This window comes from Niveispirillum lacus, assembly GCF_002251795.1.
In the GTDB taxonomy this organism is placed as follows: Bacteria; Pseudomonadota; Alphaproteobacteria; order Azospirillales; family Azospirillaceae; genus Niveispirillum; species Niveispirillum lacus.
Window position 1 is genome coordinate 76976 of the sequence record NZ_NOXU01000023.1, and the last position, 12893, is coordinate 89868.

General features: G+C 64.0%; 6 protein-coding genes. All 6 read left to right on the forward strand.

Annotated elements, in window-relative coordinates; genetic code table 11:
• Position 1 precedes the first annotated feature (1 nt).
• The 6 genes from CHU95_RS05260 to CHU95_RS05285 all read left to right on the forward strand — a co-directional run bounded on the left by CHU95_RS05260 (position 2) and on the right by CHU95_RS05285 (position 12788).
• The gene (locus tag CHU95_RS05260) at positions 2-436 is read left to right on the forward strand and encodes a GPW/gp25 family protein (protein ID WP_094454443.1); all 435 of its coding nucleotides are present in this window, start codon (positions 2-4) and stop codon (positions 434-436) included.
• Complete coding sequence (locus tag CHU95_RS05265; RefSeq protein ID WP_133065437.1) at positions 437-3928, forward strand: baseplate J/gp47 family protein; 3492 nt, start codon at positions 437-439, stop codon at positions 3926-3928. It abuts the gene before it with no gap.
• Between the two features lie 2 nt (positions 3929-3930).
• On the forward strand, positions 3931-6552 hold the full coding sequence (locus CHU95_RS05270; RefSeq protein ID WP_094454447.1) for a hypothetical protein: 2622 nt from the start codon (positions 3931-3933) through the stop codon (positions 6550-6552).
• Positions 6549-9950 (forward strand): contractile injection system tape measure protein, encoded by a 3402-nt coding sequence (locus CHU95_RS05275; protein WP_094454449.1) that lies wholly within the window; start codon positions 6549-6551, stop codon positions 9948-9950. The genes CHU95_RS05270 and CHU95_RS05275 overlap by 4 nt, the downstream gene beginning before the upstream one ends.
• A 45-nt stretch (positions 9951-9995) precedes the next feature.
• Complete coding sequence (locus CHU95_RS05280; protein ID WP_094454451.1) at positions 9996-11924, forward strand: hypothetical protein; 1929 nt, start codon at positions 9996-9998, stop codon at positions 11922-11924.
• A gap of 72 nt (positions 11925-11996) precedes the next feature.
• Complete coding sequence (locus CHU95_RS05285; RefSeq protein WP_094454453.1) at positions 11997-12788, forward strand: hypothetical protein; 792 nt, start codon at positions 11997-11999, stop codon at positions 12786-12788.
• Positions 12789-12893: the final 105 nt, after the last annotated feature.

Consider the following 12893-nt stretch of genomic DNA (forward strand, 5'->3'; position numbering starts at 1 on the left):
CATGGGCCATGACGCCCCCTTTCTGGGCCGGGGCTGGAGCTTTCCCCCCGTCTTTAATGCCGCCGACGCCAGTCTCAGCATGGTGGCGGGGGTGGAGAACATCGCCCAGTCCCTCAACCTGCTGCTGGCCACCCTGCGTGGCAGCCGTGCCTTGCTGCCCGATTTCGGCAGCAACCTGAACCAGTTCGTCTTTCGCCGCAGCGATGCGCAGACCCTGGAGGAACTTGCCGAGGCGGCGCGTTTCATTCTGTTGCATGGCGAACCGCGCATCGTTGTGGAGGCGGTGACGCCGCAAGCCAGTCCGGATGGCAGCCTGATGCAGTTGGCCATCACTTACCGTGTCACGCAGACCAACACCCGTCACAATCACGTCTATCCGTTTGCGGCCCTGGAAGGCTCTAATCTGGCCCCCCCACCCCAGGTTGGGGGCTCGTAAGTGATGACGACATCCCCGCTCTTGCCGGATCTTGCGGCATTGGACCCGGCCAGCGCACCACTGGACAGCAGAACTGCGCGTGACCGGCTGGCCTTTGTGGCCCGTTTCTCGCGGCTGATCCGGTTCTATACCATCAACAATGTCGAACAAGGCACCTGGCAGCCCTTCATGTTGAAGGATGCGGCCATTCTGTTGGCGACCATTGCCGCCACGGACTATCGCGAGCTGAATGCCCAATATCAGGCCCTGACAGCACCGCCCCATGGGGCCGCCCCACCGCGCCCGGCACAAATCAAGGCGGTTCTGCGACTGCTGCGGCACATGGTGTCCACCCTGGCTCATTGGCTGACATGGCTGGAACAGCAACCAGAGGATTTTCAGCTTCGCTGCTTCCTGGCGCGCGAAGTGAAAAACACGGTCGCCCCTGGTCTGGCCAGGGTTCGCACCCTGCATCAAGCCCTGGCCCTGCATAATTGGATCGAGCCGCCGGATAGCGCCTGGTATGCCGCCTTGGGACCGGCCTGGCAGGTGTTGGGACAGGATGACCCGACCCAGTGTCTCACCGACGGGCATTCGGACCGGGCCCTGGAACAATCTATGGCGGCACTGCGCCATATCTATCTGGAAATCCTGGATGTTCTGATCCAGACCGTCGATGCGGCAGCCCATCAGTATGCGGATGTGGCGACCCAGAAGACCCCCCATCCCGACACTGCCCTGCTGCGGGTCTTTGTTGACCTGATGGCGCATCAGCAACGGGCCTTGAATGATATTGGCCCACGCCATCTGGATTTTTACTATCGCAATGTCCTGCATGTTGAACCACGGGCGGCCCAACCGGACGAGGTTGTGGTCCTGGCAGTTCCGTCGCCCGACCAGCCGATCCAGATCATTCCCGCCGGGACGGGTTTTGCCGCTGGCAAGGACGCCGATGGCAAACCCCTGTTTTTCACCAATCCCGAAACGACCATCATCAATCAGGGGCGCCTTGCCGCCGGGTTCAGCCTGAAGTCAGATCAGGGTCAGGCCGGGTTCAAACCCGGCATTCACGCCACCCGGCTGGCCGACCTGTCGGCCATCCAGCATGATGCATCCGGCCACCCGATTGACCAGTATCTGTTCGCCAGCCCCGATCCCCGGCCCCAGGGCCTGGGATTTTCTATTGCCAGCCCGCTGCTGCTGATGGAATCCGGTGTCCGGTCGATTGTCCTGACACTGGAAATGAACGGGACCGACACCACCCCGCCCGCGACCTGGGACAGTGGTTGGCGCAGTTGGATGACCACGGGCAAGGGCTGGTTTGAAGCGGGCGCCTACGCTTTCCCGCCCCATTTCAGCCCATCCACGGCGGGTAGTCCTGGTCAATTGGTGCTGGAATGGATGCTGCCGGCGGAAGCGCCCGCGTTGCAGGTGCCGGCCAAAGCGGTGGATGGGCAGGACAGTCTGTGGCCACAGCTCAAGGTGGCCTTACCCCCTCTGGCCAGCGCCCATCCATGGCCCCGGATCAGTGCCATTAATCTTGAAATCAAGGTCCGTGATGTCAGCAACCTGACTTTGTGGAGTTCGCAGGCGCCCCTGTCCACAGCCGCCCCCTACCCGTTGGGCCCGGTACCCCAAACGGGCAGCCGCTTCCTGCTCGGCAGCCGCGAAATATTTGCAAAGCCGGTCGACAGGCTCAGCTTGACCCTGGATTGGACGGCGATGCCCGCTGACCTGGGCTCCTGGTACCAGGAATATAACGCATGGCAGGCGGCACTGCGCCCCGAACTGCCCCCGATCCGCAATGACACGATCCGGGGAAGCTGGCATTGGCGGGAACCAGACGGATGGAAAGCCGCCACCGCAACGCCACCGCCGGGGTCCCAGCCCGGCACCCTGTTTCAGGGCAATGGCCGCAGTGTCTTTACGTTCCAGTTGCCAGACCAGCGGCCCCTTCCCTGGCTTGCCACGCAACCAGCGCTTGCCGATCCCTCAACCGCCCTGGGGGGGTATCTGGCCTTTACGCTGGATCAACCGCAACAGGCCTTTGGACACCAGATTTACCCGCAGGTCCTGATCTGGGCCAGCCAGCAGCAGGCACAGGCGTTGATCCAGTCGGCCCAGGGCAAGACAGGCGGCCCCTCCCCACCCGGCACCCCCAATCCGCCCTTCACACCCGGCGTAAAGGCCGCCACCGCCGAATACAGCGCCCGGTGCCGGCTGGTGCCCGGCGCCGATGCCGGTGCCATTGACCTGCCCTGTCCGATGGAATGGCGGCATTACGGCCCCTGGCATACATGGCTGGCCTGGCGCAGCGGCGGACCGGTACCACGTCATGCCCCCTTGGCGCCGGGCCTGGTGGAAACCGGTCTCACGCTGGTGCCCCGCATCGCGGGCGAGGGCTGTCTGCTGCTGGCGGTCGCGGATTTACCCGTCCCCTGCACGCTGCGCCTTTTCGCGGCCGTCACCGATGATGGGGATGAGACGGGCTTTGCGGCCTGGCGTTACGGTCCGGCCGGGTGGATGCCGGCGGATGTCTGGCATGATGGCACGGCCGGCCTTTCCGCATCGGGCATCCTGGAACTGTCCTTGCCTGATCCCTTGGGCGCGCTGCCCCTGTTGCCGGCGCTGGCCCACTGTGCCTGGCTGGCCTTGACGCCCAAGACCGGATGGCGGTCGCTATCCGTGGCTCTGCTGGCACCACAGGCTGTCCGGTTGGTGCGCCGCGATGTTGCGGCAGATGCGGCAGTACTGCCCCCGATCGCGCCAGGCACGATCAGCAAGGCCCCGAACCCAACCCTAGCCAGTGTGCGCCAGCCTTTGGCATCGCACGGCGGGCGGGGGGCGGAAATCACCACAGGCTATACCGGTGCCAATAACTTCCATCGGCGGGTCGCTTTGCGCCTTACCCATAAGGCGCGCGCCCTGACCGCCCGCGATTATGTGCTTCTGGCGCACGAGTTCATGCCGGACCTGTTCCATACCGAACTGCTGCCGAGCGATGGCCCGTCACCGGGGCAGGTGCGGCTGGGGGTGGTTCCACGCATTGCCAATGCCGGGGTGACCGGTGCCTATCGCCCCCGGATCAGTCCGGGCGCACGCACCTCCCTGGCGGCGCAGCTTCAGGCCTGCGCCGCCGATACGACGACGGTCAGTGTCCATAATCTGCAAACCAGTGAGGTCGCTTTATCAGCCAGTCTGGTGGTGTCACATGACGCGCTGGCGGCGTGGCCGTCCTTGCGGCAGAGCTGGAACCTCGCCCTGCGCCTTTACCTTTCGCCCTGGATCAACAGCGATCAGCCCCGATACGATTTGCGGCTGGGCTTGGGAAAGGCCGATATCCTGCGCCGGATTGCGGCGTTCCCCGGCGTTTTTGCGATTGAAGATCTGGGCATCACCCTGACGGCCCCGGACGGGACGCGGGTCGATTTCCAGGGTGACCACCTGGTTGCACCGCCTGGCCAGATCTGGGTTTCCGCCAATGAACACCACCTGACCGTGGCTGCGGGGTGATCATGGGCGACTTCTTCATCCGCAACGAACCGCCGGCCCCGGCTGAAAATCCCTACTGGCTGAAGTCCCAGGGTATTGACGCATTGCAGCAACGGGTGGGTGATCATTGGAGCCTGTATAACGATGTCGATCCCGGCGTCACCCTGCTGGAACATCTTTGCTGGGCCCTGTCGGAAGTGGCCTATTGCGCCGGGTTCCCGATAGAGGATCTGCTGGCCGGCAGGAATGCGCCTCTAGCTGTTCCCGACCAGTTTCCAGATCAGACCGATATCCTGTCCAATCAACCGGTCAGTGCCGACGATTATGGCAAAGCGCTGTTTGACCGGTTGCCCGGACTGCGGGCGCTGCAGATCTTATCGGAACGCGATGGGCAAGGTCATCCAACCGGACGGCAGATTTGCTATCTGGCACCACAACCCCACCTGGATGACGCCGCCATCGCGCAATTGGCCCGATCCGCGTGGCACTATCTGCGCTGCTGGCGACTGCCGGGCCATGATGTTCTGCCGCCCCGGTGGTTAAGTCCCCGGCCCTTGCGTTTGAGCGCCACCATCCTGCTGCTGGATGCCCGGGATGCCGGGGAGATCGCGGATTCCTGTGCATTGGCGCTTGATCGTCTGGCCGCACCCCTTCCGCAGCGTGGCGGTTACCATACCTGGCGCGCCCAGGGCATGGATGGTGCCGCGATCATCAATGGTCCGCGACTGGAACAGGGCTGGATACCCGGTGTTTTGCCCCCGCTGCCGGCGATGGTGCGGATCAGTGCCCTGGCCCGGCTGCTGGCCGATGTGCCGGGTGTGCAGGCTGTCCTGTCCTTGAAACTGCTGGCAGACGGCAAGGAAGAAAAACAGGTGGCCTTGGCCGAACACGAGATCGTGAGCTGGACCCTGGACCTGGAATTCCAGGCAGATAACCGCCACTGCCTGCGGTATCAGGGCCCTTCCCGATCACCCGGCGTTTTGGCGATGAAATCGGCCCATGCCGCCAAGGGCATTGCGGCCGGGATTGACCTCTCAGCCCCGCCTCCCGCTGGACAGTTCCGCAATCTTGCCGACTATCACCCGGTACAACTGACCCTGCCCCCCAATTGGGGACTGACTGGACGGGAGGTTGATCGCAACAGCCTGCAGGTGGCGCATGCGCGCCAACTTCAGGGCTATCTGATGCCCTTTGAACAATTGCTGGCCAATCAGTTCGCACAATTGGCCAATCTGGGCTTTCTGTTCTCCCCGCGCCGACCACCGCCACCGGAGCGCGGGGACCGTCCCGATGACGTTGCGTGGCAACCGCTGGCCCAGACCAGTTTCAGTCAACCGCTCTATCAGATCCCGGATATTCAGGATCTTCTGGCCGGGCAGACCATTTTCGATGATTGGCTGGGTGAGCCGCGCCGGGAGGATAGCTGGCAACAGGTTCAGCTTTATTCCCACAACGCCTATCGGCATGCGCTGGCCACACAGACAGAGGGCGAACATGAAGCGGTGGTCAGCCGCCTGGCCATGCTGCGCCATCTGCTGGCCCGCCATGGTGAGGATACGGACATCTACGACACCATGATCCTGACCTATCAATGGTATGGGGGGCGCGAACGGACCTTGATGATCGTGTATGCGCTCTGGCTGCAAAATCTCAGCTTTCTGGCGCATGCGCGCTGCTGTGCCGCCCGGTATCCGGCACCGGCCCTGCTCTTGCCGGGTGATCCCGCGATCCCGGAGACCGATGCCCGTTTCCAGGCCCGGTTGCTGCCCCAGGCCGGGCGGTCGGCACAGGTGCCCGACGCGCCATGGTGGCAGCGGTTGAAGGCTTGGCCCGATTTCAACGGCCGTCCGGATCTGGAACGGATTGAAACACTGGCGGCGCTGGATGAAGGGTCCTTGGCCGGGATCAGCAGTTTTGAGCTGCGGCTTGGGCTGTTCTTGGATCTGCCAACCTATCTGGGAACCATGGCTGCTGCCCTGTCACGGGCGCTTTATGCGCCCGGCGCCCGGCAATGGCTGGGCACAGGCAGCCACCCCGGCGCCCGGTTTGAGGTGCCGGACTGCGAATTGTTCCTGCTGGGTACGGATGGTGGCGTCTGGTTGTGTGAGGGACGGGATCGGACCGTCCCTGCGCCGGGTGAGGCTTTGCTGGAAATTCGGTGGAACGCGCCGGGCGACCGGGTCGGCTGGCCCGACACCTGGCACATGCCCGGCAGCGGCGCTTTTGCCGCCCCTGTGGGCACACCGGAAGATGAGCGGTTCCTGACCTGCCACGCCCATATTCTGCAACTTCTGTGGTTGGCGACGCAGCGGCGCGGTGTGCTGCTGGTGGAACCGGTGCTGCTGGTGCCTGATGGGCAGATGCCCGATATGGCGACAAGGCTGCGCACCGGCCTGTTCTGGCCGGCATGGGTTCCGCATCTGGCCCGCCATCTGCCCAATGCCATGGAGACCATGCGCCAACGCCATTGGCCAGCCCATGTGGGCCTTGATGCGGTCGGCCTGCCCTTTGCCCGGATGGCGGCCCTGATCCCGGCTTTTGTCGCGTGGCAGAACCTCTATGGCCAGCCCGAACCGGACCCGGCAGCCCTGGCCGCCCACGCCCAGGATCTCGCATCAAAGCTGGCGCAGGCGAGGTCCCCATGATCACCGCCCCGCCCTCGCCACACCATCTGGTGGCCCGCCTTGTCTGGGACAGTGCCTATGACCACCCGTCCAGCGTCCGCGAACAGCAGGACTGGCTTTCCGATTTCTCGCACAGACTGCTGCCGGACCTGCTGGCGCGGGTTTTTGACCGTTGCTGTCCAACGGGTCAGACATGGCGTTGTGAACATTTGGAAGTGGATCTTGGGCCGATCCTGCTGTCGCGCGCCAGCCATGACCTGCCCCACCGGCTGGCCACGGAACTGACCAGCGCACTATGGCGTCGTTTCGGCAGTGTGACCGACGCGGCGCCCTTTTCCCCTGGTGACACGCCGCAGTCGCCGGGTGCAACAGGAGACCGGGCGCGCACCGCCCATGATGATATCGACCTGACAGACCAGGACATCCTGGCCTTGCTGGAACATCTGCTGCTGCACGGGGCCCTGCCCTGGTGGCAGAAGAACCGGATTGCGTTCCTGTCATTATGGACATTGGCGCTGGAGCGCGACAGGCCGGCCCTGCAGGGGCTGTTGCGACGGATTGCGGTACAGGAAAAGGTGCGTTTGCGCCTGATATGGCTGCTGGGGCTGGACCGGTTGCCGCACCTGATCATGCTGGCCGATCCCACCCATGCCGATGCGCTGGTCCATTGGGTCAATGATCTGGTTGCGCGCCATCTCGAAGATAGGTTGGTTCAGGATGACACAACCGGTTTCGAGCGGGCGGCATGGTTGGCCCTTCTCACCTGTCTGTTCACCGATCGCGGCAGTCTTTTCAACCTGACCGATTTCGCCCGCGCACATTTACGTCACCTGGCCCGTCACTACGGCATTGCTTATGAGACGTTGCTGGATCGTCTGGCCCGCATCAGTGAACGAGCCGCACCGACCCTTCCGCCCCGTTTCCTGAAACTGATCCGGTCCATTCTCGCGATTGATCTGCCGGTCTTTGCCGCTGGCGCCACCGCGTCCCCAACAGAGGGTCCTGTCGAGCGCGACTGGCACGATTGGTCACAGATGCTGTCGCGCGGCCAGGCAGAGCGGCACATCAACGCCCATGGAAGCCATGCCGGTGGCCGCGTTCGGTTCCAAACCTTGTTCCGTATTCTGGCCGCCCGTGATGGTCGCCGGATGGTGCGGACAATGCTGGCGGCGGGGGCGCCGGCCGGTCCAGTTCTGGCCCGGTTCCTGGATGACCCGTCCCTGCGGCGGACGGTCACGCTTCTGCAACCCAACGAGGCGGAATTCATCCTCGCCCATGTGGCCCACAGCCAGCATCTGGCCCAGCAGCGACATTGGCCGCGCCGCGCCGTTTGGGCGGTTGTGCTGACCTTCCTGCTGTCTGAACACACTTCCCGGTTTGAACGGCGGCTGCTGGTGGAGCGAACGCTGCGGGAAGGCTGCCAACGCCACGGAACAGACCTCGCCACCGCGCTGGATCTGCTGATCGCCTATGCGCAGGTCGCCGGTTCCGACCCCCGCCATTATGTGCTGCTTCAGATCCTGCTGGACTTGCAGGCTGGGTTGGGGCCGTTGGCGGCAGGACCGACCACCCGGTACCGCAACAGGACCACTCACCGGCGGGCGCCGGATCTGGCCCCACCGCACGGGCCGGCGGCAGATGATCTTGACAGCGAGGCCGCCCTTACGGCGGCACAGACGATGCTGTCCACCGGGGCTCTGCCGGTTTGCCTGGTCTGGAAGGCCCTGCGCTGGCGCCTGCGTATGGGACGGACCACAACCGACCTGCCGGCGATCTTGCGCCACATGCCGCTGGCGGGCCTGTGGGCGCTCTTGCCATCGGCGGACCTGCGCCGCTGGTTGCGGGCACAGCCCGACCGGGCGCATCTGCTGCCACAATTATCGAATGTTCCGGCGGCGCGGCGCTGGTTGTCGCGGCTGGTCCCCCCTGCCTTGCGACCGGTGGAGACGCTGGTAGACCAGGCTGCCCGCTGGTTCGGCAGCGCCGGTCAGCCCCCCGCCCCCCGCCCCCTGCTGGAGCCGGTGCTTTGGCAACTGGCACTGGACCCGAGAGGGGCAGCCATCGCCCCTCCCCGCTTTCTGGCCCACTGCCTGCTATTATGGTGCCAGCGTCTGGGCCGCAGTGTGGCCGCAACGGCCATGCGCGGGCTTGCCGCCCCTCCTTCTCCCCTCTGGCAACAGGCCTTTGGTATCTTGCTGGACTGGACGGAAGGGCACGCCATAGCCTTGCCCGCGCCGACGGCTTCCGGCAAAGGACGGCATGAACCACCCGATGCCTGGGGTCAGTGGCTGGCGACGCCGCAGGGGCAGGCGCAGCTAGTGCGCCTGCTGTGCCGGCAGGCAGCGCCGGCCCTGCATCGCCGCCATGGCATATCATCCCTGCCGGCGGTCGGGGCACCCGAACAGCGGCTGGCGATGGCCCTTTATCAATGGGCCTGGACCCGGCCGGATGGTTTCCGGCGGTTGTTGAGCAAGCCATGGCGCCGGCAGGCCCTGCGGCCCCGGCTGGAAGCGCGGCTGCGGGCTGCCCTGTCCCTGTCACATCTGTTGGATCTGACAGGGCGGGAACCAAGCGCATCGCCATCCGCGCGCCGGATCACAAGGCTGGTCAGTGAATGGCAGGCATGGCAACGCCGTCTGAACCTGCCCCATGCCGACCGGCGGGAGACCTGGCTGTGGCGCATCGTCTGGCAGGCTTGGTTGGACCAGGACTGGCGCGCGTTGGAGCCGGCCCGAATGTTGGCCGCGTTCCGGCAGTTTTTCCTGCCCCAGGTCGGTTTGAACGCGGCGCAACTGGATATACGGCTTCTGGCCGCGCAACCCCCCGCCGCCATCCGGTCCGCCTTTCCACCACACAAACTGGAAAAACCAACCATGGCATCGTCACCGGACGCGACCAATACCCTGATCGACAATCAGCGTCTCAAGATTGCCAATGCCGGGCTGGTGCTGCTGCAATCCTATCTGCCCATCCTGTTCGACCGGCTGGGATTGGTGCGTGACCAGCACTTTGTTTCGGTCGATGCCCAACAGCGGGCAGTTCTGGCGCTGCAGGTGCTGGCCACCGGTTTCGCCGAGGCCGAGGAACCCTTTCTGGTTCTGAACAAGGTGCTGTGTGGGCTGCAGCCGGCCGACCCGGTGCCCGTGCGAGCCGATTTCACCGCCACCGACAGGGCGATGATGGACAGTCTGTTACAGGCTGTCATCGGCCATTGGCCGAGATGCGGTGCCAGCAGCCTTGATGGCTTCCGCGGCAACTGGCTGGTGCGCGACGGTGTCCTGTCCGACAGCACCGACCATTGGAACCTGACGGTACAGCGGCGGGCCTATGACCTGCTGCTCATTCAAAGCCCGTTTTCTTATGCCGTGATCAAGCTGCCATGGATGGCCAAGGCCCTCTACGTGACCTGGCCAACGTGAAATCTGTCCTGTTTCAGCCATTCTACGCCGACAAGGGGAAGCACGATGAACAGTTATGATGACAATCTGCGTGAGAGCCTGACCCGAAGCCTCGGCGCGTTGGCCGACCAGCAAGCCGCCTTGCTGCATGGGCGATCCCAAGCCGAAGCGGACCTTTACCATGCCAAGGGGGCGGTGCTGGCCGCCCGTGACCGGTTGGAAGCCGATCAACGTCACCGCGACGAACGCCGCACCGTTCATCACGGTGCCAGGCGCGCCCACGACCAGGCAACCGCCCTTTACAATACGCTGGTTCTGGCCAAGAGCGGCAGCGACAGTGCCATCACCAACACGGCGACGGCGGCAAAGAACCTGCAATCCAGCGCCGATGCCATCATGCAACTGGCATCGACCATCGGCGCCGCCTTGAACGTGGCCAGCGCCGCCCTTTACGATACCGAGCTTTATCACCAGATCGCCCGCGTCAACACCAACCTTAACCGTGTTGCCAACCAGGCCCGGTTTCTGGCGTTGAAAGGAACCGAAGTGTCAAGCAAATGCGCCGAAAGCATTGTCGGCGCGCTGACAGATCAGGGTGCGGGTGTGCAGGCCCGGCTTGGCGATCTGCTGACCCAGGTCCAGGCGAGCCTGGATACAAAGGTGGCCGCCGTCAATAATGACGAAACGGCCCTCAACACCGCCCTGGCGGATGAATTCTCGGCCCACAATGTGCTGCGCGAGACGGTGGCGCGGCACGAAACAATGTCGACCATGCTGACCAATGCCCGCCGATACGCCAACATGGATCTGCGGGTTGATGTTCTGACGGCAAAACAGATCAAGGTCTATTTTACGCCATTCAAGGCACCAGTGGCCACCGGCGACCGGCCGATGCCGCCATCGCCAAAGCCCAAGATCTTCCTGGCCATTGTTCCACAGAACCTTGCCGCCCCGTTCAGCACCGATCGCGCCGCGCAGTTGTTCAGCAAGTGGGACGGGGTTCCGGGCAATTTTACCCCGGTCGATCCGGGGGAAACGGTTTTGTCGCTGAAACGGGATGTCTATGGAAACACCATCACCAGTGACACGGCCTACACGGCCTTTCTCTATATCGAACCCAGTGTTGAATATAAGCGCTATCTGGGCAATTTCGGCGACTATCTCTCCCTTTCCAGTGCGCCGTTCACCCCATTGACCCCCCTGCCGGGACCCGTCTTTGCGGGGGTTGGACAGGGCCAGCAGCAGTTGCTTTTGGCTGTTGCCGATGACGGACAGGCCGGCGGATCGTCGGGCCCGCTGCTTTCAGCGTTGGAGGAGGGAGCCGCGGAACTGGATGAGCTGGCGGCGTGGCTCCAGGCCAATGGCGCGATCCTGCCCCCGGACCTGGCCCTGGCGCTTGATGCTGTGGTGCCGCCGTTTGTTGCCCTGCTCAAGGCCGATATCGCGGCGTTACGGGCTGGCAGGTCCGGTGGCGGCAATGCCAGTGTCAGCGTGCTGCTGACCTTGCTGGACACGACGCCGGAACCGACAAACACCCTGGCAGAATTGGGCAGCCTGCGACGGTTGCTGCCGGAACTGGGCCGTCTGATGGCCAAGGCCGCCCAGCAGGAGAGCCAGATCGGTTCGAAATTGGACCTGCGCTGCATTCTGATTGATGAAGCGATCGACAATGCCCTTGCCGATCCGGCCCGCAAGGACCTCCTGCCGCCCTATTTTACGGTGGACACCGCGCGCGGTGTCGCGCCGGCCAATTATGTGCAGGCACAGCCGCTTGCCGATCCGCCAGCGGGGGCAACGCCGCCCGCAAGCCTCCAGCAGGACAGCATCCTGTGGTACGCCGTCGATATCACCCCGGAAAACAAGGACTGTTTCGGCAATCCGCTTCTGCCGGGTCATCGGTATGCGCCGGTCATTCTGGCCACGCTGCGCGGGTCTGATGCGTCAGGTTGGCAAGACACCCTGACCCGGCTTCACCATGTCTGGCATTGCACCTGAAACATCCAGGCCGTGCCGCGGGTTCGGCGACGACGCCCGCCGAAACCAATCCCATGCTCACAGGAGACCGCCATGACCCCCTTCATGATCCCCGACATCGCCCAGTTAAAACAGGCCGAGATTAACGCCCTCACCGACGCTGTCGCCCGCTTGCAGCGCGAAGTGGTGACCCGGCAGACCGTCATCGACAATCTGTCAGCCCGGGCCCAGCATTTCCAGGACCGGTTGACCGAGGCCGATACTGCCCGTGCCACCGCCCTGGCAACCTTGAACCAGGCCCAGTCGGCGCAATCCGCCGCCAACGGGCTTGCCGGCGCCTGCCTGGAATCCCACCACCAGGTGACGGCGGTGGATGAAAGCCTGACCAATGTGGCCGACGCCGAGGCGGACCTGCTGCGTCAACTGACCTTTGTCATCAATCTGCTGGAGAAGGCGGGCCAACTGGCCAACAAACAGAAGGCGTCGAACCCGCTGATCCCGGATACGCTGATCGACCAGTTAAGCCGGGCTGCCGGCGACTGTGCCAATGTGGTGGCGCTTGCCCTTGTTGCCCAGGATAGCTGCCTGACCGCAAGCGCTGGCCTGTCCGTCACACGCGGCACGCTGGATCTGGCCCGGTCACAGGCCGATCACCTGCGTCATGACCTGCAACCCGGCAAACATCATGAGGCCGGTGTTCTGGGCCATCTCGAACGGCTGTATCAACGCAGCGCCGATCATTACAACGCCGCCCTTGCGGTCAGCACCAATGCCACGGCCCAGCTTGACCACGCCAATGCGGCCCTGGCCACCGCGAAGGCAAGGCTCGCGTCATTACAGGCCGGTCTGGCGGCGGTGATGGCGGTGGATGCAAAGGCGGCGTGACGGCCCTGTGATGAATAACCGCGTTTCTGGCTGTGCTGATGACCTTGATCCCATATCACCGCCCGCCTGTAAAAATGCCGGTGCCACAGGCAATGGGTAATCGAC

Bases quoted from the DNA above. Each gene is read 5' to 3' on its own strand.
- CHU95_RS05260 (WP_094454443.1), top strand. From the start codon at position 2: ATGGGCCATGACGCCCCCTTTCTGGGCCGGGGCTGGAGCTTTCCCCCC.
- CHU95_RS05270 (WP_094454447.1), top strand. From the start codon at position 3,931: ATGGGCGACTTCTTCATCCGCAACGAACCGCCGGCCCCGGCTGAAAAT.
- CHU95_RS05275 (WP_094454449.1), top strand. From the start codon at position 6,549: ATGATCACCGCCCCGCCCTCGCCACACCATCTGGTGGCCCGCCTTGTC.
- CHU95_RS05280 (WP_094454451.1), top strand. From the start codon at position 9,996: ATGAACAGTTATGATGACAATCTGCGTGAGAGCCTGACCCGAAGCCTC.
- CHU95_RS05285 (WP_094454453.1), top strand. From the start codon at position 11,997: ATGACCCCCTTCATGATCCCCGACATCGCCCAGTTAAAACAGGCCGAG.